Here is a 24,783-nt window from a genome sequence, read left to right as displayed (position 1 = left end):
GCCAAGGTCTGCGCTTGCGTGAGACATTGGCGACTGTCGCGATAACAAGGGGAAACTCGCGAAGCGTGTTTTCACTTGTTGAAGTTTCATGGAAAATCCAGTATAATTTTGGAAGATTATGATACTTTTGGAGGGGGTTTTATGAGCCGGACAAGTATGGATATGACGCGGGGATCTTTGAAGAAACAGATCCTGTTTTTCAGTATTCCGCTGATGCTTTCGAATTTGCTGCAGGTTCTGTTCAACATGTCGGATATTGCGGTGATCGGGCAGTTTGCGGGGGCGATGTCTCTGGGGGCGGTTGGTTCTACGACGACGTTGATCTCGATGTATACGGGATTTCTGATCGGACTTTCCGGTGGGATCAATGTGCTGACGGCGCTTTATATCGGGGCGAGGAACCGGAAGTCGGTTTCGGAGACGGTACATTCGGCGTTTCTTGTCAGCCTGGTGGTCGGATTGATCCTGCTGATTTTGGGAGTTTCTACATCGCGCGGTGTGCTGGTGCTTTTAAATACGAAGGAGGAGCTGATCGACAAGGCCGCTCTGTACATCCGGATCTATTTCCTGGGGATTCCGGCGCTTGCGCTTTATAATTTCGGAAACGCGGTGTTCAGTGCGGCCGGGGATACGGGGCGTCCGCTGAGATATCTGTTTTTGTCGGGGATCGTGAATGTGATCCTGAATCTGTTTTTTGTGATCGTCTGTAAGCTTGATGTAGTTGGAGTGGCGCTTGCGAGTGCGTTGTCTCAGTGCCTTTCGGCGTTTCTGATCGTGATGGCATTGTTCCGGAGTCATGAAGATTTCGGACTGCATCTTGCAAAGCTCCGGCTTTCGAAGGATAAGGCGCAGGCGATCCTGCGGCTCGGGATCCCATCTGGTTTTCAGAATGCGATCTTCGGGATCGCAAATCTGTTTGTCCAGCTCGGCGTCAATTCTTTCAGTGCCGTGATGGTAGCGGGAAATTCCGCGGCGGCGAATGCGGATGCGCTGATCTACGATGTGATGGCGGCGTTCTATACGGCCTGCGCGAGCTTTATGGGGCAGAACTACGGCTCCGGAAACAAAAAGCGTGTGCGGGACAGTTATTTTGTGAGTCTTGCATATTCATTCGGGATCGGACTTGCGATGGGACTTCTTCTCGTCGTGTTCGGAAAGCAGTTCCTGTCCTTATTTACGAATGACCCGGAAGTCATGGCAGCGGGAATGAAGCGCCTGACGATCATGGGATTTTCCTATGGGATCTCCGCGTTCATGGACTGCACGATCGCGGCATCCCGGGCACTCGGAAAGAGTCTGGCACCGATGGTCATCGTGATCTTGGGTTCCTGCGTATTCCGGATCGCGTGGGTCTATACGGTCTTTGCGTATTTTCAGACGATCCCGTCCCTGTATCTGCTCTACAGCTGTTCCTGGTCGCTCACGGCGATCGCGGAGATCCTGTATTTTGTACATGCGTACCGGAGGGCGATGGAGAAGATCGCGGAAACGCGGAGCTGACAGGGGGTGTTGAGCGGGAGATGATTCTTGTTTGGATGGCTGGAAAATGGGTGATAGAAAGAGCGTAATAACTCGGAATTTACAGGAAGTGTGACAAGAAAGCCAAAACGGTATACTGGGAAAAAAGATTAAGAAAAGAATAAAGAGCTGGTTTTAATTGTAAAATTTATGGGGAACTAACATCAGCTTATTGACATAAATATAAAAATAAGTATAATAATAGTTGAGTAATTGTTCAACTATTATTATTTTGAGGTGAATATATGTCAAAAACGTCTTATATTTGTAATTGCGATGTAATTCATGAGGATATTGTGAATGATGTGAAATCCAAGATGCAGCCAAAAGATGATTATATCCAGTTGGCTTCTTTGTTTAAGCTATTTGGAGATGGAACTAGAGTACAAATCTTACACGCTCTAGAACAGAGTGAGATGTGTGTATGTGATCTTGCAGTGCTACTGGGGGTAACAAAATCTGCAATTTCGCATCAGTTAAAGGCATTACGCCTAGCGAATCTGGTAAAATTCCGTAAAGAAGCACAGATAGTTTACTACTCGCTGGCAGATGATCATGTGAAAGAGATTATTGACAAGGGATTTGAGCATCTTTGGCAGAAATAATATTTTTTAACATTATAGTTGAGTAATTGAACAATTAAACAAATTATAAGGAGATTATCATGAAACGCATATTTCTATTAAAAGGGTTGGACTGTCCAAATTGTTCCGCAAAAATTGAAAAAGAAGTCGGAGAGTTGGATGGAGTGCAATCCTCAGTGGTAAATCTGATGAAGCAGACGCTGACAATCAATGTTGCTCCAGCTGCCGCAAATACAATAGCCAGTCAGATTGAAACGATTGTCCACAGCCATGAGCCAGATGTGGAAGTTTCTGAAATTGTACAGGAATCTTATATACCGGAAAAAAAGCAGGAGGCCAATGAATCCTATAACAATGAGGATAAGAAGTTGACAGTTCGTTTAGCGACTGGTGCAGCAATCTATGCCATTGGTATGGCATTGACTGTTTTTGCGAAAGTGCCACTGCCTATCGAGTTAGCTTTTCTCATTGTTTCTTATGTTATTCTTGGTGGAGATGTTGTATGGCAGGCTGTGAGGAACATTTCAAAGGGGCGTGTATTTGATGAACATTTTTTGATGAGTGTTTCTACGATTGGGGCTTTTGTCATTGGTGAATATCCAGAAGCAGTTGCTGTTATGCTATTCTATCAGGTAGGTGAATTTTTTCAGTCATTGGCTGTTAAGCGTTCAAGAAAATCTATATCAGACTTAATGGATATACGTCCAGATTCTGCTACAGTAAGAAGAAATGGGGAATTGATTACCATATCTCCAGAAAATGTCTCCATTGGTGAGATTATTATTGTAAAGCCTGGTGAAAAAATTCCATTAGACGGTGTGGTATTGGATGGAGATTCTATGCTGGATACAAGCGCCTTAACAGGAGAATCAGTTCCGAGAAGTGTTCATAAAGGAGACGAAGCACTTTCCGGTTGTATGAATCAGACGGGTGTCTTAATGATTAAGACAACAAAAGCATTTGGTGAATCTACGGCTTCAAAGATTATTGATCTTGTGGAAAATGCGTCAAGCCGAAAAGCACCAACAGAAAATTTTATTACTACATTTGCACGTTATTATACACCTGTGGTTGTAATCTTAGCAGCTTTTCTGGCGATTCTGCCACCGATCATTCTTGGCGGAGGCTGGACAGAGTGGATTCGCAGAGGATTTGTTTTCCTTGTGGTATCTTGTCCATGTGCATTGGTTATTTCAATCCCGCTGACTTTCTTCGGCGGCATTGGTGCAGCATCTAAACGAGGTGTTCTTGTAAAAGGAAGCAATTATTTAGAGGCACTTAATAATGTCAGCGTTATTGTGTTCGATAAAACCGGAACACTTACAAAAGGTGTTTTCAATGTGACGGATATTTTGCCTGCAAATGGATTTTCAAAAGAACAGGTTCTGGAGTATGCGGCAGAGGCAGAGAGTTTTTCTAACCATCCTATTGCAAAATCCATTCTTGCTGCTTATGAAAAAGAAATTGATCAGTCAGTGATTTCTGATTATAAGGAAATTTCAGGATATGGAATCAGTGTAATGGCAGGGGAAAAGAAAGTTTTTGCTGGCAATACGAAACTTATGGATACAGAATGTATAGAGTACACAACCTGTGAAAAAGCAGGTACAAAAGTTTATTTGGCTGTAGATGGTCAATATGCAGGATGTATTTTGATAACAGATGAAGTGAAGCCGGACAGTAAAAAAGCAATTTCTGACCTGAAACATATCGGCGTGGAAAAAACAGTCATGCTTACCGGTGATGATGAAAAAATTGGGAAGTCTGTTGCAGAAGAATTGCAGTTGGATAAATATTATGCACAGCTGCTTCCTGACCAAAAAGTGGAAAAGGTTGAGCTTTTAGATAGTAAAAAGAGACCGGGAAGCAAATTGGCTTTTGTTGGTGATGGTATCAATGACGCTCCTGTCCTTGCCCGTGCAGATGTTGGTATTGCAATGGGTGGGCTTGGTTCGGATGCGGCCATTGAAGCAGCAGATGTAGTTCTGATGACAGATGAACCGTCTAAGCTGGTGGACGCGATTGAAGTAGCAAAAGCGACAAAACAGATTGTCATGCAGAATATAGTGATTGCTCTTGGGATTAAGAGTGTGTTCCTGATTCTTGGCGCTCTTGGTATTGCGGGAATGTGGGAAGCTGTATTTGGTGATGTAGGCGTTACCATAATTGCTGTTTTGAACGCAATGAGAATTTTGAAAAAATAGGAAATGAGGTGGGAATGTGAAACGAAAACTGATTCTGTTAGTTGTTACGATTGTTTTTCTTGTAGGGTTTGGTGCCATTTTACATTCACCGCCTTCTATGATTGATGCAGTCACAGGAGCAACACCGAAGTCAAAAAAGGCGGCTCAAGCCTCCGCACAGTTGGAAGGCTCTTATGTTCTCGGTATTAATATGATGTCAGATGGTCTCGACAACGAGAACACCCGGAATAAATTAAAAGAATTGGCACTGGACGATTCGGAAACAAATGAAACAGATCTCATGAAAACGGACATTAGTTTTCGGTTATATGTATCTGAGACGGATTATCCGCTTGTCAGTTATGCTAAGAAACTCTGTGACAGGTTGAAACAGGCCGGTTTCTCCGTAGATCTGAAAGAGTACAGTAACACAATGATGCTATCAAGAGTGGTAAGTGGAAAGTATGATGTATTCCTGGCATCGGATGATTTTATTGACGTTACAACGCTAACACAGATGGACTATATGATCATGGACAGCGAAGAAATGAGGTGAGCGGGAATTTATGAGAAAATGGAATACGATTTTGTCTGTTTTAATGCTTCTTATTTTTATGATTCATGGAATCATGGGCAGCTTTATGCTGAACGGAGTTGGAAGTAGCGCAGGGAAACTTCTTGCATGGATTGGTGTTGGTATTCTTGTTGTGCATACGGTGATTGGTGTCATCCTGACAGTTCAGAGTTTACGGACAGCGAAGCAATCCGGAAAAATGTATCTGAAACAGAACGCCATATTCTGGGCGAGACGAGCCAGCGGGCTGGCAATACTGATCCTGCTGTTCTTCCATATTGGCTTGTTTGGAAAGGTGCAGAATGGGACATATATTTTGTTCCCTTTTACAACGGTAAAGATGGTAACTCAGCTTTTGTTCGTAGCGGCAATCTTTGTTCATATTTTTATCAATATACGCCCATTGCTCGTATCACTGGGAATCATTAGTTATAAAGAACGAAGGAGCGATATTTATTTGATCCTTTCGGTGCTTCTTCTTTTTATAGCGGGAGCGGTTATTTTATATTATATTGGGTGGCAATATCTATGAGTAAGACAATTATTATTATAGGTGCTGGACTGGCAGGACTTTCAGCGGCTTTGCAGGCAGCGGAAAATGGATGCAATGTAAAACTGGTTTCCTTCCTTCCGTCAGAGCGGGCACAGTCTGTTATGGCGGAGGGCGGTATCAACGCAGCTTTGAATACAAAAGATGAAAACGACAGTCCCGAAGAACATTTTACAGATACAATAAAGGCAGCATGTGGTCTGGCAGATCCAAATGCAGTTTGGGGAATGACACAGGCAGCACCGGAGCTGGTGCACTGGCTGCTAAAACTTGGAGTTAAATTTAACATGAGTGGCTATGATGATGTGGATCTGCGGAATTTTGGCGGGCAGAAAAAGAAACGGACTGCTTTTGCACAGAGCGATACCGGGAAGCAGATCATGACAGCTATGATAGACGCTGTTCGCAGGAAAGAAGCATCTGGTATGGTAGAACGGTTCAGCCATCATTCTTTCCTAACACTTCGTCTGTGTGGCAATATTTGTTGTGGCTGCGTAATCAGGGATGAATACAGTCAGGAGACTGTGGAATTACCGGGGGATGCGGTTATTGTTGCCACCGGTGGTATGCACGGATTGTTTGGAAATACAACGGGTTCGCTGAGCAATACAGGAGAAGTCACCGCAGAATTGTTCCGGCTTGGTGTTCCTCTGGCAAATGGCGAGATGATCCAGTACCATCCGACAACTGTGAAATGTGGTGGAAAACGCATGCTCATCAGCGAGGCGGCCAGAGGGGAAGGTGGCAGGTTGTTTGCCATGAAAGATGGAAAACAATGGTATTTCATGGAGGAAAAATACCCGGAGCTTGGAAATCTGATGCCACGAGATATTACCGCCAGAGAGATATGGAAGGTCAGCCATGAATCAGAGGTATTTCTTGACATGACGGAAATATCGGACGAGATTATTTCAAATAAGCTATCTGGTCTGGCAGACGATTGTATGACCTATCTGCATAAAGATATACGAAAGGAACCGGTGTCTGTTTTACCGGGAATTCACTATTTTATGGGAGGCATTCTGGTGGATGAGCAGCACAGAACGCCGATTCAGAATCTTTACGCTGCCGGAGAATGCTGTGCCCAATATCATGGTGCCAACCGTCTTGGTGGAAATTCTCTGTTAGGAGCGTTATACGGAGGACGTGTTGCGGCAAAATCAGCATGTGAACAGGCAGATGTAGTAGATCTATCTTGTGCGACACAGATAGATTTTCCACCAGCGTCTCAAATTTCAGAAATAAAGCAATTAAACAAAGTGATGCAGGATACTATGGGCGTTGTCAGAAATGAGAATACGTTGTTAAATGGGATTCAAACGGTACAAGCGCTGACAGGAAATCTTCCATTGCTTGGCATGGCAGTTCTAAAGAGTGCTCTTGCAAGAAAAGAAAGCCGTGGTGCACACTGGCGGGAGGATTATCCGAAGAGCAATGACGATGATTACCTTAAAACAACGGTAGCCAGATTTGATGGAAAGCAGATACAGATTTCCTTTGTACCTGTTCCAGAAAGGCGGTGATTCACTTGGTATATAAAATAAGAATCAGGCGGCAGGAGAGTCAGAAATCAGACAGTTATTGGCAGGAATTTGAGTATGACGGAAGCAAAAACAGCTCTGTTGCCACTGTTCTAAAGGAATTGAACAGTAGAACCCCTTTGAAAGATAACTCAGGAAATATAGTTACTCCCATCAGCTGGGAATGTAGCTGTATGGTGCGAAAATGTGGGGCTTGCGCCATGCTGATTAACGAACGTCCGAGGCTGGCATGCTCTACATTTCTACATACGTTAAAAGGTTCTACAATTACCTTGGAACCTTTAAGCAAATTTCCGCTTGTAAGAGATTTGATCGTTGACCGGTCAATTCTGTTTGAAAATTTGAAAAAACTGAATCTTTGGCTTGAAAGTGAAGCTTATATGAATCCGTGGACACATGAACCGAGATACCAGTCGGCACGCTGTCTGATGTGTGGCTGCTGCCTTGAAGTGTGTCCTAACTTCTCTGCAAATGGGACTTTCGCAGGCGCTGTTGCTGCAGTCAACGCATTTCGGATTCTGAATGAAGAACAGGAAAGCACTCATTTGAATGAGATTTCTGCTGAATATAAGAAGAAATATTTTGAGGGATGCGGGAAGTCGTTATCTTGTCATGATATTTGTCCGATTGGTCTGCCTGTGGAAGAACTGCTTGTAAGGTCGAATGCAGCGGCTGTTTGGGGCAAATAAAATGGAGGATAAAAGCTATAATGAATGTATGAAGAGAATCAAAAACTTGATTCTCTTTTTTTAAAATACATACATTGACAAATATCTATGTTATATTATATTGAACATAGACAATGATCAATGTGAGGTGTCAATATGAATGCAATGGACTGGCGAGTAAACTTATTAACTGATAAATTCCGATTTATGTAATAAAATTCTCATGCAAAAGCTTCTTTTAACATATCCGAAAAATCCTCAATGTAATACCCGGAATTATCCTTTCGCCAGAAGGCGCAGTATGTCTTCCGGACAGGACCCCGTTTCTGACGAGAGGAATCCGGTCAATGGTGGAATCCGACCATACAGGATCGCCGATCACATCGACGGGCATATATCCCTGTCCGGATGGGTCATCAGGATACAGGGGATATTTTTTAATTCAGCGATATCGATCATTTCCAGACGTCCAAGCGTATTTCGGCTGGAAATTTCGATATACATCCGGCTTTCAGCCAGGATTTCATTGTTGTAGCGGTCGGAAAATGCCCGTCTCTGGTCATTCAGTACGAGGTCGACCCGGTCCGTTTCCATTGCTCTGTAGAGTTCTTCATGACTTCCGACCATGATATGCTGTATTTTGGGCGAACAAGAAAAATACGGTAATCTGGACTGGTCAAATTAACAAAAACTGGCTGTTTTAAAAAGTCCATATATCATATATCATAAGGCTAAGCTGATACAGCAAATACAAAAAGAAAGCCTGATGTCATTCTCCAAGGGCCCTGAGAGTACATTCATCGGGAAAAGAGGAATGATGATATGAGCACAAACCAGGCAGCAGTGGCTGCAAAAAAAGGATACAGCACAAAAGAACTCGTTTTAGATGCAATGTTTATTGCGCTGACGTATGTATTTACAGCCTTTGTAAATGTGAGACTCCCGATCGCGGCAAACGGAGGACTGATCCATCTCGGAAATGTACCGTTATTTATCTGCGCGATCCTGCTTGGAAAACGCACCGGCATGCTGGCTGGCGCTTTTGGTATGGGACTGTTTGATCTGTTATCCGGCTGGACGGCATGGGCGCCGTTTACGTTCGTGATCGTAGGTGCGATGGGTTACGCGGTTGGCGCGATCACAGAAGGACACCACAGCTTAACGAGAGATGCGATCGCGATCGCGGTTGCGTGTGTGATCAAGGTTGTAGGATACTATATCGCAGAAGTGATCATTTATCACAACGTGTTTGCCCCGGTTGCTTCGATCCCGGGAAATCTGGTCCAGATCGGCACAGCAGCTGTAATCGTTATGATCTGCATTGAGCCGCTTCGCAAGATCCTGCGCCCTGTCTTAAAATAAAAGGAAGCTCCGGGCAGGGATTTGATCCTGCAGGCGAGAGAAAGGAAGAGATTATGTACGATATCATGACACCCGGCCCTACACAGGTGAGGGAAAATGTACGGCAGGCGCGGGCGCTTGCCTGCACCAATCCGGATCTGGATGCCGATTTCTATGATTTTTACAAGGAGACCTGTGAGGAGATCAGCGAGCTCCTTCATACGAAAAATGAGACGCTGATCCTCGACGGAGAAGGAATTTTAGGACTGGAAGCGGCCTGTGCGACGCTCACCGAAAAGGGAGACCGCGTGCTTGTAATGGATAACGGAGAATACGGAAAAGGCTTTGCCGGGTTCGTGACCATGTACGGCGGAGAGCCGGTTCTTTACTCCACCGACTACCGCAACGCGTTTGATGTGGCGGAACTGGAAAAATATCTGGAAAAAGATCATGACTTTAAATATGCGGCGCTGGTACACTGTGACACTCCGAGCGGGATGTTAAATGATGTCTCAAAGCTCTGCCCGCTGTTAAAAAAGTACGGGATCCTGACCCTGGTGGACTCCGTTTCGGCCATGTTCGGCGAGGAGATGCGGGTGGACGATTATCAGATCGATCTTCTCTGCGGAGGATCCCAGAAAGCGGTTTCCGCACCTCCAGGATTAAGTTTTGTGACGATCAGTGCGGATGCTTACAAGACGATGCATTCGCGGAAAACACCGGTCGCGTCCTTCTATGCGAACATCCTGGCGTTTGACGGCTATTATGAGAAAAAGTGGTTCCCGTATACGATGCCGATCAGCGATATCTACGGACTGAGACAGGCGTTCGATAACATTAAAAATGATCCGTATATGCTGGAGCGGCATGCAAAGATCGGAAATGCGGTCCGGGCGGCAGTAAAAGAAGCCGGCCTGGAATTATACCAGGAGACAGGATTTTCCAACACTGTGACGGTATTCAATGTCCCGGAAGGGACCACGGACACCGCGATCCTCACCGCAATGAAGGAAAAATGCAACATCATGCTGGCCGGATCCTTCGGCGCGTTTGCGGGGAAAGTGATCCGCATCGGGCATATGGGCGAAAACGCCTATCCGGAGAAAGTGGGAGCCGTGATGGCCGGTCTGGATCTGGTATTCAAAGATCTGGGAATCACGCTGAAGTGCAGCCTGAAAGAGGCGTATGACAGGAAGATGAGCGAGCAGTAAAGGAATGTCGGCAGAATGCTGCTATGGCAGTTTTTTCACGGGTAAGAATTACGATTTTATCGGATGATCAAAGAAAATATGATAAATGCATAAAACGAAAAAGACCTGCAGAAATGTATGAAATCTGCAGGTCTTTTTATGTTGATATAGATTATCGGAATCTACCGGCTTGGGCCGACCGGAATTATGCGCCAAGTCTCACGCACGTCTGGCTGGAAACGCAGGATTATTCTCTCACAAGAACTTTTGTGATCTCCGCGATATAAACGGTGTGGTAATCTTTCTCCGGATACCATTTTTCATCGTTTTCTTTTGCGATGAAGTTCTCCGGGCGGATCTCATCCTCGTAGAGCTTTTTGCAGACGAAGACCATGTCTGCTTCCTCGAAAGCTGCTGTACCGTCAACAAAGTACGGAGTCAGACCGGCTTCTTTGACCTTATCGCAGTCACGGCCGGATTTGGAACCGCAGATGGAGAGTGCCTGTTTGTGCTCCGGCCCGTAGAAGGACAGGGTAAAGGTATCGTTCGCGTCGACGAATTTCTTTGTGTAGCGCTGCGGGCGGATATAGCAGGTGGCAACATTTTTGCCCCAGAGAACGCCGAGACCGCCCCAGCTTGCGGTCATGGTGTTGTATCCGGACTGATCGCCGGCAGTGATCAGCATCCACTCGGAACCGATCTTTGTAAAGGGATTAAAGGTGAGACTCTTGATATCAACTTCTTTGAATGCCATGGGAAAAACTCCTTTCATTGGTGGGGCAGAAACTTGTCTGCACGGAAATTTCTGTAAAGAGATCCATGCACAGGTGCCGGATCTTTTGCTGTTCCTATTATAAAAGGCATAGGACGAAAATGCAAATGGAATTCTCAGCCCGGGAAATTCCATCCCACGAAAAAACAGCGGAATACCGGCAGATAAAAACGTTAAGATCCTGCATGAATCTTAACAAAAAGGCAGATAATCGGAAACTTGGTCTTGAAGAAAAAGAATGCCGGTGTTATATTTTTGACAAGAAAGATCTGTCCGGCTCGCTGATCCTGCGAATGTGGGAGACAGGAGATGGAAGGACGTATCAACGAAAATGTTTGGAGGAAACATTTATGAGAGGTGTAGAGACAAGGATCCAGGAGATCCGTCACCGGATCTTCCGGGAAGTAGCAAGAATGGCGTACCATACGGAATGGCCGGTGGACAAACGAATCGAGGAACTTCCTTATAAGATCATTCCGGGAGAAGTTGGAAATTTCAGAAATGATGTGTTTCTTGAGCGGGCGATCGTGAGCGAGAGACTGCGGCTTGCGATGGGACTTCCGTACCGCGGGGCAGCGGATCCGGCGCCTGTCTCAACAGGGATCGAGGAGGCGGACAAACCGGAGACTTACTACACGCCGCCGCTCATCAACGTGATCAAATTTGCGTGCAATGCATGTCCGGAAAAGCGTGTTTACGTGACAGACGGCTGTCAGGGCTGCCTGGCACATCCGTGCGTGGAGGTCTGCCCGAAGGATGCCGTGACGCTTGACCGGACGAACGGAAGATCGAAGATCGACCCGGATAAGTGTATCCGGTGCGGACAGTGTGCCAATGTCTGTGCGTACCATGCGATCATCATCCAGGAACGTCCGTGTGCGGCGGCGTGCGGGATGGATGCGATCCACTCCGACATGAACGGAAAGGCAGATATCGACTATAATAAGTGCGTGTCCTGCGGACAGTGCCTTGTGAACTGCCCGTTCGGTGCGATCGCAGACAAATCCCAGATCTTCCAGGTCATCCGCGCAATCCAGACGGGCGAGCGCGTTTATGCGGCTGTGGCACCGGCGTTTGTCGGTCAGTTCGGACAGAAGGTCACACCCGGAAAACTCCGTGCGGCTATGAAAGCGCTCGGATTTGCGGATGTCTTTGAGGTTGCCATCGGCGCGGATTTATGTGCAGTCCAGGAGGCGGAGGACTTCGTGAAAGAAGTTCCGGAACAGCTTCCGTTTATGGCGACCTCCTGCTGTCCTGCATGGTCGGTGATGGCGAAAAAGCTGTTCCCGGACTACTCGAACTGCATCTCGATGGCATTGACACCGATGACGCTGACAGCGCGACTCATTAAGAAGAAACATGAGAAAGGGAAAGTTGTCTTTATCGGACCGTGCGCGGCGAAAAAGCTGGAGGCGATGCGGACTTCCGTGCGCAGCGATGTGGATTTTGTCCTGACCTTCGAGGAGATGGCGGGAATCTTTGATGCGCGCCATGTCGACATCGAAAATATCGAGGAGGATGAAGGCGGAGTCAATGCTGCATCGAAGGATGGACGAAACTTTGCGGTTGCCGGCGGTGTCGCGAAATCCGTGGTGGATGTGATCGCACAGATGTATCCGGAGAAGGAGATCAAGGTTGCGAACGCGGAAGGCTTAAAGGAGTGCAAGAAACTTCTTCAGCTCGCCAAAGCCGGAAAGTACAATGGCTATCTTCTGGAAGGAATGGCATGCCCGGGCGGCTGCGTTGCAGGTGCCGGAACGATGCAGCCGGTCAAAAAATCTCAGGTTGCGGTAAACCTCTATGCGGGAAAAGCCGGACATGTGACGAGCGACAAGACCGAGTATGTGAGCGAACTGGATAAACTGGTCGATTAAAAGTAACGATGATAAAACTTATATGGACTTGCAGAATGCGGCTTCCTTGACGGGGAGCCGCATTCGTTGTAAAATAGGAATCCGATGCCCTTTTATGATAGGAAGGAGGAAAAAACATTGGAGCAGGAGAGAAAAGAGCTTTTGAACAATGAAAGTGAAGATAGAGCAAAGAATAAGACAGGTCTTGTTCTCGAAGGCGGCGGCATGCGCGGGATCTATACCGCGGGTGTGCTCGATGTCTTTCTGGATGAGGGGCTTGAATTTGACGGCGTGATCGGTGTCTCGGCAGGCGCAGTCCATGGATGCAGTTTCCTGTCCGGGCAGCGGGGGAGAAGTATCCGGTATTATAAAAAATACTGTGCGGACAAACGCTTTATGAGCGCTGAGAACATGATACGGACCGGAAACTTTGTGGACACGGATTTCTGTTACCATGAACTTCCGGAGGTCCTGGATCCTTATGATTATGAGGCGTTCGACCGCAATAAGGAGAAAACGGATTTCTATGTGGTCTGCAGCGATGTGGAGAAGGGAACACCTGTCTACGCGAAGCTTCATGACATGAAGAAGGATATCGATTATATCCGCGCGTCAGCGTCGCTCCCGTATGTCTCAAAGTTTGTGGAGCTGGGCGGCAGAAAGCTTCTCGACGGCGGCTGTACCGACAGCGTTCCGGTCGAGGCATTCATGAAACTCGGTTTTACAAAGGATGTTGTCGTTCTGACCCGTGATCTGGAGTACCGGAAAAAGCCGGAGAATGCCTGGATGGCAGATCTTGTGTACCGGAAGTACCCGAAATTTGCCGAGGTGTTAAAGAACCGCTCGGTGGAGTACAACCGCAGCATCCGCAGGATCGAGAAGCTGGAAAAAGAAGGAAAGATCTTTGTGATCCGGCCGAGTGTACCGCTCACGATCAGCAGGACTTCGAGAAGTGCAGAGGAGATCGAAAAGACGTATCAGGTCGGAGTTCTCGACGCAAAGAAACAGATGGCTGCGTTGAAAGAATGGCTCGATATTCGCGGATAAGAATGACCTCAGAGTGTGACCGGTGAAAAACAAGACCGGGAACAGGAAACAGTCAGTGAAAAGAAGGAAGGAGAGCGCCTATGTCAGTGAAAGAATCGGGATCGGGAAATACGGATCACAGGATCCGCCCGGTTGCCAGAATCCACACGGATTTTCCGACAAAGTTCGGGATTCCCAGGCAGAGCGGCCTCACAGGAGATCTGGAGTCCCGGATCGTATTTGAACCGGAGTTTTCCAATCCGGACGCGGTCCGCGGGATCGAAGAATTCTCCCATCTCTGGCTGATCTGGGAGTTCTCCGAAAATGTGAGGGATCCGAAGAAGTGGTCTCCGACCGTCCGCCCGCCGCGGCTCGGCGGAAACACGAGAGTCGGCGTGTTTGCGACGAGATCTTCGTTTCGCCCGAATTCCCTGGGGCTCTCCGTGGTCCGCTTAAAGGCGGTGGAAACCGGGGAGAACGGAATGCCGGTCCTTGTGGTGACAGGGGCGGATATGATGGATGGGACGCCGGTCTTTGATATCAAGCCGTATATTCCCTTCGCGGACAGCCATCCGGAGGCGAAGGGCGGGTTTACGGACCAGACGAAGGAATACGGGCTCAATGTCCGGATCCCGGAGGAGTTCTTAACACTCCTTCCGGAGGAGAAACGCGCCCCGCTCCGCACCGTCCTTTCCCAGGATCCGCGTCCGTCCTACCAGGAAGATCCGGCACGGGTCTACGGGATGGAATTTGCCGGGTATGAGGTAAAATTCACGGTTTCGGGAGAGACGCTCTATGTGAAGCAGGTGGAGAAAATTCACTCTTCGCAGTAAAAAAATCCGGACTGCCGTATTTGTGCAGTTGGACAAAAACCAAAAACAAGGAAGTTAGAAAACACCAGGAGTTAAAAGAAGATGGAAAACGTATTTTTAAAGTAGTTTCTGATGATCAGCGACGTTCGGACGATCGCGTTCCTCGCTGTTCTCGCGGCTCTGTTTTATCTGATCCATGTGCTGTACCATAAAAAACACATGGATTTTGCTGCCGTAGTCATGGTTGGTACCGGACTTGGACTTGTCCTCGGCCTGGCGATCCAGTTTGTGGCCGGATTCCCGGATAAATCGATGGAAGTTGCTTTCGTCGCAGAGACGACAACCTGGTTTGCAATGTTCGGAAGCGGCTACATCAACCTGATCAAGATGATCGTTGTCCCGCTCGTCATGATCTCCATCATGCAGGTGATCATCAACATGCAGCAGGGCAGCAGCATGGCGAAGCTCGTAAAAAAGACACTTTTAGTCACGATGGGGATGGTTGCGATCGCATCTGTGACCGGTATCGTGATCGGAACGCTGTTCGGCGTCGGAAAAGGCGCAGCGATCGTGGAAGATGGAACCGCGACTGCTAAGGATATTACCCCGGTCGCTACGACCATCAAAAACCTGATCCCGGGAAACATCGTGCAGGCGATGGTCGACAGCAACATCATCGGCCTCGTTATCTTCTCCGGATTCCTGGGTCTTGCGATCTGGTGGATCAACTATGAGAGCAAGGAAGAGGCGAAGCCGTTATACGATCTGATCAACGCGGCTCACAAGGCGATGATCAATATGGCGCTCCTGATCCTCGACTACATGCCGTGGGCTGTGATGGCGCTCCTCGCGAACACGATCGCGCAGAGAGGTCTCTCCTCCATCCTGGAAGTCGGAAAATTCATCATCGCGCTTTATGTGGCGGCTGTCGTTCAGTTTATCATTCAGATCCTCTTCCTTGTGATCAACGGTCTGAATCCGGTCGTATACATAAAGAAATCGTTTGCGACCATGCTGATGGCATTCACCTCCCGCTCCAGCGTCGGATGTCTTCCGATGACGATCGAGACACTGACAAAGAAGCTTGGTGTTGACCAGGGTACCGCAAGCTTTGTAGCCGGATTCGGTACAACCGCAGGAATGCAGGGCTGCGCGGGTATCTTCCCGTCACTCCTGATCATCTATGTCTGCAACGTGACAGGAACTCCGATCGATATCACGATGATTGTGATGACGATTTTTGTCGTTACGATCGGTTCTCTTGGAATCGCCGGTATCCCGGGAACAGCCACGATGGCAGCTTCCGTCGGACTTTCCGGCGTCGGCATGGGCGCCCAGTTCGGTATGGTAAGCCCGATCTTAGCGATCGACCCGATCATCGATATGGCAAGAACCATGATCAACGTCACAGGTTCCCTGACGAATGCCCTTGTGGTGGATAAGCTGATGGGAAATCTGAATATGGATGCGTATAACGACATGAGCGAAAGGATTGTGGGAGCACGAAGTGCGGAACAATCCGGTATCAATGCTAAAACTAAAAAAGAAAACGCAGAGTAATCATAGATCCCCGCATGTGCCTGGCAGACAGGTATGTGCGGGGATTTTTCTGCCTCCATTTACCTGCAAGAAACTGCGGTTGCCCGGTTCCTGATCACGTAAGATCAGTCATCATACTGCGCATCATGTTAAAAATATATCTATTTCCGCTAAAATCCCGAAAAAACTGGACAGCTCCTTATTTTTCTGTATAATAGGTAATTGTCGGTTTTTTTACGGCTGGCGGTTATTTTTTGTTTTAAAAGAAATTTCAGGTAAATTCTTTAGAAAACAAAAAAGATCCTACTATATTTAGAACACGAAAAGAAAAAAGGAGAGTTTGAGTATGGAAAAAATACGTCCAATGTTGTTCACAACATTGAAGAAGTATTCCGGTGCCCAGCTGATGTCTGACGTCGTAGCGGGTATCATCGTAGCCATCATCGCCCTTCCGTTATCTATCGCGCTGGCACTGGCATCCGGCGTGGGTCCGGAGCAGGGTATCTACACGGCGATCGCAGCAGGATTTGTGATCTCATTCTTAGGCGGCAGCCAGGTACAGATCGCGGGCCCGACAGCGGCGTTCGCGACGATCGTAGCCGGCATCGTTGCGAGAAGCGGCGTGGAAGGTCTGGCAGTCGCTACGATCCTGGCAGGTATCATCCTTGTTATCATGGGATTCTGCCAGCTTGGTTCCCTGATCAAGTTTATCCCGTTCACGATCACGACCGGATTTACCTCCGGTATCGCGGTGACCATCGTGATCGGACAGTTAAAGGATTTCTTTGGAGTGACCTACCCGGCCGGCATGGAGACGATCGAGACGATGCAGAAGTTAAAAGCGTTTGCAGCCGGTTTCGGTACGATGAATATCCATGCGGTGATCGTTGGTCTTGTCTGCCTTGCGATCCTCATCGTGATGCCGATGATCACAGAGAAGATCCCGGGATCCTTAGTGGCAGTCATCGCAGGTATCGTGATGGTAAAATTCCTTCCGTTACAGGTCAACACGATCGGAGATCTCTACAGTGTCAGCAATGCACTTCCGGCCTTCCATATGCCGGCATTCAGCTATGACGTGATCCAGGGCTCTTTATCCGACGCATTCACGATCGCAATCCTGGCAGCCATCGAGTCCCTGCTTTCCTGCGTCGTTGCAGACGGCATGATCGGCGGAAAGCACCGCTCCAACACAGAGCTTGTTGCCCAGGGTGCAGGTAATATCGTTTCCGCCCTGTTCGGCGGTATCCCGGCAACCGGTGCGATCGCACGTACAGCAGCAAACATCAAAAACGGCGGACGTACTCCGGTGGCAGGTATGGTCCATGCGGGCGTCCTTCTTCTGATTCTCGTGATCCTGATGCCGTATGCAAGCTGGATCCCGATGCCGACGATCGCGGCGATCCTGTTCATGGTAGCCTACAACATGTGCCAGTGGAGAACCTTCGCAAGACTCGCAAAGACGGCTCCGAAGAGCGATATCGCAGTTCTTGTTCTTACCTTCTTCTTAACCGTTGTCTTTGACCTTGTCGTAGCGATCGAGGTGGGCATGGTCCTTTCCTGCCTGCTGTTCATGAAGCGCATGAGCGATGAGATGGGAGTCAGAAGCTGGCTCCATGTGGAGGAACTTGAGGAGCAGAAGCGCGACGAAGAGGAAGCTGCCAAAGGCGCGAAAAAGGCAAATGCGATTCCTTCTGTAGAGGAAGCGCAGCTGAAGGCGGCGGCAGAGGAGATCAACCCGGCAGATTTACGCCAGATCCCGATGGAGCTTGCAGTCTATGAGCTCACAGGACCGTTATTCTTCGGCGCGGCTGACCGCATCAATCAGATCACAGTGGGGGAAGGCACAAGATGCCTGATCCTTCGTATGCGTGCAGTACCGGCGGCGGACAGCACGGCCATGAACTCCATGACAGCCCTCTATGAGCGCTGCAAAAAGAACGGCGTGACTCTGATCCTGTCCCATGTCAACGAGCAGCCGATGCGCGCGATGGAGAAAGCCGGATTCGTGGATCTGGTGGGCAGAGAGAACTTCTGCAGGAATATTGAGGAAGCCCTTGACCATGCGGACAAGATGCTTGAGAAGTAAATAAGGCGCGGAGGAAGATTTTTCTGCGCAAAGCTGAAAAGAGCTGTGTGACTATATTTGGGTCAGCAGCTCTTTTGGGCATATGTAGGGAAGCCCAGACTGCAAAAATTAAATTATATTTTTGAAAAAGTCTGTTAAGATGACGCAAAACGTGAAAAAATACATACAAAAGTTACAAAAATCCTGACGAAATATATTGTACATGTTATTTGCAAAATTCGTGTTAAGGAGAAAAAATAAGCGATTAAGCGGCGGCTAAAAAGCAGGTAAAAAGGTAGCGGGGATAAAAATTCTGTGATATATATGGTTCGACTTAAAAACAGGAGAGAAATTTCATCCTGTCAGATTAAAACATCCCGAAAAAGAAATTTGGCAAAGATTCTTTGCAGGAAACAAAAGCGGGGTGGATATAAAAGAAGAGTTTGGGAGGTCTATATCATGGCTAATTTATTTTCGATCCTTTTCATCATCCTTGTTGCAATTGTAGGCGGTATTCCGACCATCGTGATCACGGGTTATATTCCGGTCATGATCGCTCAGAAGATTTATAGAAAAGTGAAGTACGGATATTCTTTATATCGTTAAAATAAAGGGATGGTTGACTGGCTGTTTGAAAAACCGGCAGTGAAATCTGAACAAATATCATTAAGACGGGTGACTTTTCGGAAAATTATCTGCAATCTTAACACGATTTTAGCAGAAATTATGTTATAATGAATCCAAAAGAAGAACAAGTGATAAGAATGGCAGCAGTTGTTCTTCATGGATCATAAAAAAACCGGAGGTTCCCCTATGAGCACAAAAGTCAGATCAGTGTTAAAGAACAGCGGGATCGCGTTCGGGATCCTGGGAATCGCGACGGCATTTTGTTTTCTTGTCCAGCGGATCTCAGAATCAGACACGCATGTCCCGCTGTTGTTCGTTTTGGCGGTGTTGTTTGTGTCCCGCTTTACGGATGGATATGTTTATGGAATCGTCGCATCGATCATCGCTGTTTTCGGTGTGAACTATGTTTTTACATTCCCATATTTCAAACTGAACTTTGCGATCACGGGATACCCGCTGACCTTCGTCGCCATGTTGGCCGTAGCCTGCAGCGTCAGCGCCCTGACGACCCAGATCAAAAAGCAGGAGCAGATGCGGCTGGAGGTCGAGAGGGAGAAGATGCGGGCGAATCTTCTGCGGGCGGTGTCCCACGATATCCGCACTCCGCTGACTTCCATTGTGGGATCCGCATCAGGAATCATCGACAACTATGATGCACTCTCAAAAGAAAATATTCTGGAACTTCTGGAAGATATGAAGTCTGAAGGACAGTGGCTGGTCCGCATGGTGGAAAATCTGCTCTCGATCACGAGGATCGGGGATGGAACCGCAAGGATCCATAAGGAAGAGGAGCTGGTGGAGGAAGTCATCAGCGGTGCTGTCACGAAATTCCGGAAACGGTTCCCGGATATCGAGGTGATCTCAAAGATCCCGGACGATGTCCTTCTTGTCCCAATGGATGCGATCCTGATCGAGCAGGTGATCGTAAATCTCCTGGAAAACTGCGTGCTCCACGCGGACGGTATGACAAAGATCTGGTTGATCGTGACGGAGGACGGGGACCAGGTGAAATTCTCCGTTGAGGATGACGGTGCCGGAATCGAGGAGTCCGTTCTTCCGAGAATGTTCGACGGAAGTTTCCAGTCGGAGGACGGAAAAGAGAGCGATTCCAAGCGAAATATGGGAATCGGACTTTCGGTCTGCATGACCATCGTAAGAGCCCACGACGGAATCATGAAAGCAGAAAACAGAAAAGAAGGCGGTGCCAGAGTGATGTTCTGGCTGCCGAAAGGAGTGGACACGGAATATGGAGATTAAAGACAGAGTGCTGGTCGTGGAAGACGACAAGAGGATCAGCAATTTCATCAAGACAGTGCTGGAAGCGAACAATTACGATGTGATCGTCGCGCAGACGGGAGCGGAGGCATACAGCATGGTGACCTCCCAGTGTCCGGACGTGGTGATTTTAGACCTCGGTCTGCCGGACATGGACGGCATGAAGATCTTACAGGGCGTGCGGGAATGGTCCGCGATGCCGGTGATCGTTGTGTCGGCGAGAACCCATGAGAGGGATAAGGTGGAGGCGCTGGATCTCGGAGCTGACGATTACATCACGAAGCCTTTTGGAACATCCGAGCTTCTCGCAAGGATCCGCACCGCGATCCGTCACACAAGGTCTGGGATCCCGAATCAGCCGGGCGGACAGACGGGAGTTTTTAAATCCGGCGGATTGACCATCGATTATGACAAGCACCGCGTGTTTATCGACGGTGTGGACGCGGGGCTGACCCAGAACGAGTATAAAATTGTGAGTCTTCTTGGAAAGTATGCCGGGAAAGTCATGACTTACGACTATATTATTAAAGAGATCTGGGGACCGAATATGAAGAACGATAACCGGATCCTTCGCGTGAATATGGCGAATATCCGGAGAAAGATCGAGAAGAATCCGGCGGAGCCGCAGTATATTTTTACAGAGGTTGGCGTCGGATACCGGATCGTGGAGCCGGATTAGGACAGGATGCCGCGTTGCAGCGGAAAGGGAATAAGCTATGGTAAAAACACCTGTTGTGTCCTCTATAAATTTAGAGGGCAGCAGGTGCTTTTTGTGTAATAGGGAATTCCGAGGAATTCCCTATTACACAAAAGGCACTAACGTGCCAATGATGTGCACTCGCGCGAAGATGTAGATTGTCGCAAGCGACCGCGCGAGGCGCGAGATATGCCAAGGCACATTCTTATTTATATTATATGTTCGAATGAAAGTTACGTTTACAGGTGCTGCCGGTATGCGTGAAAATGTCAGCTTTCGCTGTATGAAGCTGGTGAACACTGCAGACCAGGGAATTTTAAACTTGCTGAAATTATTGTGTGGCAGCAGCCTTCCGGACAAGTTCATCCAATGTCCCGAACCGGTAGCCCATCTCCTCCCACTTCGTCAGCAGCTCATCGAGGATCGCCGCGTTTGTGGAGGAAGTACTGTGCAGAAGCACGATGGCACCCGGATGGATGCGGCCGAGAAGTTTTTTGAACGCTTCCTCCTTTGTGGGCTGCTGATCCTGATACCAGTCCACATAGGCGAGACTCCAGAAGAAGGTCTGATAGCCGAGAGCTTTTGCCATCTGAAGATTCGCTTTGCTGTATTTTCCCTGGGGCGGCCGGTAGTATCTCCGCATGGTCTCTCCTGTGATCTCTGTGTAGCTTGTTTCGAGGCTTGAGAGCTCTTTCGCGAAGCTTTCCGGATCGCTGATCTTCGACATGTCCGGGTGGTGGTATGTATGGTTTGCGACAATATGCCCCTCGGAGACCATGCGTTTTACGAGGTCCGGGCTGGTCTCCAGGTAGTTTCCGACGACGAAAAACGCGGCGGGAACCTGATGTTTTTTCAGGGCGTCCAGGATCATGGGGGCATTGCCGTTCTCATATCCGGCGTCGAAGGTCAGGTAGATGACTTTCTCGCCGGAAAGATCGGCGTACCAGGTGTTGTACTGCTTTAATTCATCTGCCGTGACGTTAGCGACAGGCGGTTTTCCATCCTGCTGGAATGAGAGTCCCCAGTTTCCGTCCGCAGATGCCGGGACTGACGGAATGACGGTGGCGGCAAAAGCGCCGAGGACATAGGAGAGGGGGAGTAGGATGAGAGCCAGGAGAAGTGCGGCTGGACGGCTTCCTGCAAAAATCTGGTCATGATCGCGCGGAAATTTTTTTAAAAGACAGAAAAATGGAAATTTCATGAAATGATATCCTTTTCATGTGGTTCCAGAGACGTGCAGATGTCTCATGGAACTGCTTTTTATAATATATTCCACCCCAGATATTTGTATTCCATCGCAAAATGTGGTAAGATGTGTTGGTGCGCGTAAAGCTGCCGGTTCGGCAGTATGAAAGGAGAGAAAAAATTGAAGATTAGGATCCGGAGGATTCTTTTTCCAATACTGTTCTGTCTGGCGGTAGCATGTATCATTGAACTTCCGCTTGCGCAGACAACGATTTTCGGGGACGACGTGATCTTATGGGATACCTTGTTCCGCTCAGTCATCGCGGTTCCGATGCTGGTACATCTTTATAGAGAGGATTCGGTGTTCAGGGGAAAAGAACACTGGAACGGAAAAATCGCGGTTGCGGCATTTTTCAGTGGCGCGGGAATATCTCTGGCGTTCGGCCTTGTGGTGAGAGCGCTTCAGATCTCTGGCGCGGCCCTGGCAGATGAGAGCCTGTTCACAGGAAATCTGTGGCTGGAGGCTGTGGTGCTTCTGGCGGCATCCCCGATCCTTGAGGAATATTTTTTCCGCGGCGTTCTCTATGGAAGATGCAAGGAGCTTGTATCCGCCCCGGCGGCAGCATTTATGACCGCGGCGTTTTTCGGTGTGTTCCACTGGGACCTTGTGCAGGGAATCTACAGCTTCTTTATGGGGCTGATCCTGGCATATCTTATGGAAAAAACGAATACGGTGAAGGCACCGGTGGTGTTCCATTTCGCGGCGAATCTGGCGGCACTTGTTCTGGAGTTTTTTTAGCATGACGGAAAGAGTGTGCTTATATTTTGTATCAAAATCGGTCGGTTCCGGCGGTCCTGATGCCGCAAAGATGACGAAAAAGGCGGCAGATTGCCGTAAAATCGTAAGGGAATCGTAATTGAATCACCAAAACCCAGATGATAAAATAGTCTAGGCAAAAAAGAAAGGCGGGAAAACGACATGAAAAAAAGAACATTATTCCGCAGTGGTGCGGCGTTTCTTATGGGACTTCTGATGACCGCAGCGGTGGGATGTTTCACAAGCTTTGCTTATGACAGCGCAAGGCTGAAGGCTTGTTCAGTAGAGAACGGAAACAGCATTTCCGTCACAGGAACAGCTACGACCGGCGCTTTAAATGAGGGGGAAACTCCGGATGATGGCTATTATTATCTGTTCGAGCTTCACCCATATGAGTCTGAGATAGGCTCCAGAACGGACTACATCGCATGGAGCAACAAATCCGACAAGTTAAAATTCACCTTAAAATACAGCGGTGATTCCACAGATACGATGCTCTATTCCAGATTTGTGGTTGCGTTAAAGACCGGCAGCACCTACACACCGATCAGCAATGCGATCTATGTGACGAATCCGGGCGACGTTGCAAAGTTCCGCGAGGATTACCCGGAGCCGATGAGCAAAAAAGGACTTCTGATCCAGCTTGATATGCTCGGCGACGCGCTGAACCTGGGTGTAAAGCACACGACGGTCAATATCCCGTATCACCAGCTTGTGGGCGGCAATTTAAAGTACAAATACAACGGAAAGACCTACAACTTCAACGGTGATCTCATCAAGGATTATGATAAGATGATCAGTGCGTTCTCTGCAAAAGGAATCGTTGTGACGGCGATCCTTTTAAATGGCTGGAACGACAGCTACCCGGAGCTTCACGAAGCCGGGCTTGCGAAGAGAAAGGAAGCTTTCTACTACGGTTTTAATGTCTCCACGGAGCAGGGATATGAGACGACCCGTGCGCTGCTCTCCTTTATGGCAGAGCGCTATTCCGGTGCCCACGATGACTACGGCCGTGTCAGCAACTGGATCGTCGGAAATGAGATCAACAACAACTTAAACTGGAACTACACCGGTCCGATGGATATCGATTCCTATACAAAGCTCTATTCAAAGGTATTCCGTGTGGCCTACACGGCAATCAAGAGCCAGAGCCGGAACGCGCGGGTCTTCTTCTCCACAGACTATGAGTGGAAGCGCGCAAACTCCAACCTGATGTACGGCGCAAAGGATTTTATTGACCGCTTCAACGCCGATATCCGTGACGAGGGAAATATCGAGTGGGGACTTGCCTACCACCCGTACCCGCATCCGATGACAGAGCCGGAGTTCTGGGATGATGATCAGACGGGCGCTGTCAACAATACAGAAGATTCGCCGGTGGTAAACTTTAAAAACCTCAACGTCCTGACGGATTACTTCCAGAAGGACATCATGCGCGATGCAGGCGGAAATGTCCGCCATATCATTCTCTCTGAGGAGGGCTTTACCTCAAAGAGCGCGACCCGTGGAGACGTCTATGATATCCAGGCAGCGGCATTTGCCTACGCGTACTATCTTGTGGACAACAACCCGTATATCGACGCGTTTATCTTAAACCGTCAGGTCGATGCGGTGATCGAGGTAGAGCAGTCCTGCTCGTTTGGTCTCTGGACAGTTGACATGTCAAGCCCGAACAGGGTCATCGCCGTTATGCCGAAGAATATTTACAACGTATTTAAATATATTGATACAAATAAATCTCTGAAGTATACGGAATTCGCGAAGAAGATCATCGGAATCAACAAGTGGAGCGATGTGATCCCGGGATTTAAGCTGCAGGAATAATTCAAAAGAATAAAGCTGGTATTTTGATCCGGCAGGGCACTTTCAGATATGTGTTCTGCCGGATCTTTTCGCTTACAAATGCCAGTTTTACGGGATTTTATTGACAAAATCCTGACGAGGGCTTATAATGCGCTATGAC

22 protein-coding genes are annotated in these 24,783 nt (G+C 48.1%); 19 read left to right on the top strand and 3 right to left on the bottom strand.

The features are described from left to right. Positions 1 to 141: 141 nt before the first annotated feature. From ACI3EW_RS10925 to ACI3EW_RS10895, 7 genes are all read left to right on the top strand, one after another. Positions 142 to 1,500: an MATE family efflux transporter gene (locus tag ACI3EW_RS10925; protein ID WP_118532905.1), complete on the top strand. Its 1,359-nt coding sequence runs from the start codon at positions 142 to 144 to the stop codon at positions 1,498 to 1,500. Between the two features lie 263 nt (positions 1,501 to 1,763). Beyond that, on the top strand, positions 1,764 to 2,123 hold the full coding sequence (locus ACI3EW_RS10920; RefSeq protein ID WP_015512809.1) for an ArsR/SmtB family transcription factor: 360 nt from the start codon (positions 1,764 to 1,766) through the stop codon (positions 2,121 to 2,123). A gap of 59 nt (positions 2,124 to 2,182) precedes the next feature. Further along, positions 2,183 to 4,306, top strand: a complete 2,124-nt coding sequence (locus ACI3EW_RS10915; protein WP_405580084.1) for a heavy metal translocating P-type ATPase — start codon at positions 2,183 to 2,185, stop codon at positions 4,304 to 4,306. A 16-nt stretch (positions 4,307 to 4,322) separates the two neighbouring features. Next, positions 4,323 to 4,841 carry a DUF6921 family protein gene (locus ACI3EW_RS10910; protein ID WP_009532262.1) on the top strand — a complete coding sequence of 173 codons (519 nt, stop codon included), beginning with the start codon at positions 4,323 to 4,325 and terminating at the stop codon, positions 4,839 to 4,841. A gap of 10 nt (positions 4,842 to 4,851) precedes the next feature. Then, complete coding sequence (locus ACI3EW_RS10905; RefSeq protein WP_405580081.1) at positions 4,852 to 5,391, top strand: pilus assembly protein PilX; 540 nt, start codon at positions 4,852 to 4,854, stop codon at positions 5,389 to 5,391. Next, the gene (locus ACI3EW_RS10900; RefSeq protein WP_405580078.1) at positions 5,388 to 6,932 is read left to right on the top strand and encodes an FAD-binding protein; all 1,545 of its coding nucleotides are present in this window, start codon (positions 5,388 to 5,390) and stop codon (positions 6,930 to 6,932) included. The genes ACI3EW_RS10905 and ACI3EW_RS10900 overlap by 4 nt, the downstream gene beginning before the upstream one ends. Continuing rightward, positions 6,929 to 7,639, top strand: coding sequence for a succinate dehydrogenase/fumarate reductase iron-sulfur subunit (locus ACI3EW_RS10895; RefSeq protein WP_330578391.1), 711 nt, complete (start codon positions 6,929 to 6,931; stop codon positions 7,637 to 7,639). The genes ACI3EW_RS10900 and ACI3EW_RS10895 overlap by 4 nt, the downstream gene beginning before the upstream one ends. 357 nt (positions 7,640 to 7,996) lie before the next feature. Here the strand turns inward: ACI3EW_RS10895 and ACI3EW_RS10890 are convergent, their stop codons facing one another. Then, positions 7,997 to 8,245, bottom strand: a complete 249-nt coding sequence (locus ACI3EW_RS10890) for a hypothetical protein (protein WP_147352743.1) — start codon at positions 8,243 to 8,245, stop codon at positions 7,997 to 7,999. Positions 8,246 to 8,440: 195 nt separating this feature from the next. Here ACI3EW_RS10890 and ACI3EW_RS10885 point away from each other — a divergent pair, with 195 nt between their 5' ends. After that, a complete protein-coding gene (locus ACI3EW_RS10885; RefSeq protein ID WP_117485747.1) occupies positions 8,441 to 8,980 on the top strand; it encodes an ECF transporter S component in 540 nt (179 codons plus the stop codon). 53 nt (positions 8,981 to 9,033) lie between these two features. Continuing rightward, positions 9,034 to 10,170, top strand: coding sequence for a pyridoxal-phosphate-dependent aminotransferase family protein (locus ACI3EW_RS10880; RefSeq protein WP_118532917.1), 1,137 nt, complete (start codon positions 9,034 to 9,036; stop codon positions 10,168 to 10,170). A gap of 226 nt (positions 10,171 to 10,396) precedes the next feature. Here the strand turns inward: ACI3EW_RS10880 and ACI3EW_RS10875 are convergent, their stop codons facing one another. Beyond that, a complete protein-coding gene (locus ACI3EW_RS10875; RefSeq protein ID WP_118321209.1) occupies positions 10,397 to 10,903 on the bottom strand; it encodes a flavin reductase family protein in 507 nt (168 codons plus the stop codon). 368 nt (positions 10,904 to 11,271) lie between these two features. Between ACI3EW_RS10875 and ACI3EW_RS10870 the strand changes: the two genes are divergently transcribed. The 8 genes from ACI3EW_RS10870 (at position 11,272) to ACI3EW_RS10835 (ending at position 20,800) form a co-directional block, all read left to right on the top strand. Then, on the top strand, positions 11,272 to 12,795 hold the full coding sequence (locus ACI3EW_RS10870) for a 4Fe-4S dicluster domain-containing protein (RefSeq protein WP_117485759.1): 1,524 nt from the start codon (positions 11,272 to 11,274) through the stop codon (positions 12,793 to 12,795). A gap of 117 nt (positions 12,796 to 12,912) precedes the next feature. Beyond that, on the top strand, positions 12,913 to 13,821 hold the full coding sequence (locus ACI3EW_RS10865) for a patatin-like phospholipase family protein (RefSeq protein WP_275950599.1): 909 nt from the start codon (positions 12,913 to 12,915) through the stop codon (positions 13,819 to 13,821). A gap of 80 nt (positions 13,822 to 13,901) precedes the next feature. Beyond that, positions 13,902 to 14,633 (top strand): tRNA (N6-threonylcarbamoyladenosine(37)-N6)-methyltransferase TrmO, encoded by a 732-nt coding sequence (tsaA, locus tag ACI3EW_RS10860; RefSeq protein ID WP_118532921.1) that lies wholly within the window; start codon positions 13,902 to 13,904, stop codon positions 14,631 to 14,633. Between the two features lie 111 nt (positions 14,634 to 14,744). After that, entirely contained in the window at positions 14,745 to 16,172 is a 1,428-nt protein-coding gene (locus ACI3EW_RS10855) for a cation:dicarboxylate symporter family transporter (RefSeq protein WP_243022357.1), read from the top strand. Positions 16,173 to 16,497: 325 nt separating this feature from the next. Then, positions 16,498 to 18,240 (top strand): SulP family inorganic anion transporter, encoded by a 1,743-nt coding sequence (locus ACI3EW_RS10850; RefSeq protein ID WP_118532923.1) that lies wholly within the window; start codon positions 16,498 to 16,500, stop codon positions 18,238 to 18,240. Between the two features lie 438 nt (positions 18,241 to 18,678). Continuing rightward, positions 18,679 to 18,825, top strand: coding sequence for a hypothetical protein (locus tag ACI3EW_RS10845; RefSeq protein WP_015554124.1), 147 nt, complete (start codon positions 18,679 to 18,681; stop codon positions 18,823 to 18,825). 207 nt (positions 18,826 to 19,032) lie between these two features. After that, complete coding sequence (locus ACI3EW_RS10840; RefSeq protein WP_118532925.1) at positions 19,033 to 20,103, top strand: sensor histidine kinase; 1,071 nt, start codon at positions 19,033 to 19,035, stop codon at positions 20,101 to 20,103. Further along, positions 20,093 to 20,800 carry a response regulator transcription factor gene (locus ACI3EW_RS10835; RefSeq protein ID WP_015554126.1) on the top strand — a complete coding sequence of 236 codons (708 nt, stop codon included), beginning with the start codon at positions 20,093 to 20,095 and terminating at the stop codon, positions 20,798 to 20,800. Before ACI3EW_RS10840 ends, ACI3EW_RS10835 begins: the two co-directional genes overlap by 11 nt. 349 nt (positions 20,801 to 21,149) lie before the next feature. Here ACI3EW_RS10835 and ACI3EW_RS10830 read toward each other — a convergent pair whose 3' ends face one another. Continuing rightward, entirely contained in the window at positions 21,150 to 22,019 is an 870-nt protein-coding gene (locus ACI3EW_RS10830) for a polysaccharide deacetylase family protein (protein WP_405580067.1), read from the bottom strand. Between the two features lie 165 nt (positions 22,020 to 22,184). Between ACI3EW_RS10830 and ACI3EW_RS10825 the strand changes: the two genes are divergently transcribed. Both ACI3EW_RS10825 and ACI3EW_RS10820 read left to right on the top strand, forming a co-directional pair. After that, positions 22,185 to 22,802, top strand: coding sequence for a CPBP family intramembrane glutamic endopeptidase (locus tag ACI3EW_RS10825; protein WP_182426848.1), 618 nt, complete (start codon positions 22,185 to 22,187; stop codon positions 22,800 to 22,802). 180 nt (positions 22,803 to 22,982) lie between these two features. Further along, positions 22,983 to 24,644 (top strand): DUF5722 domain-containing protein, encoded by a 1,662-nt coding sequence (locus ACI3EW_RS10820; protein WP_118532929.1) that lies wholly within the window; start codon positions 22,983 to 22,985, stop codon positions 24,642 to 24,644. The last annotated feature ends 139 nt before the right edge of the window (positions 24,645 to 24,783 follow it).

The sequence above is a fragment of the Pilosibacter rotomagensis genome, from assembly GCF_045062245.2.
In the GTDB taxonomy this organism is placed as follows: domain Bacteria; phylum Bacillota; class Clostridia; order Lachnospirales; family Lachnospiraceae; genus Pilosibacter.
This window is presented reverse-complemented; position numbering and strand designations above follow the sequence as displayed.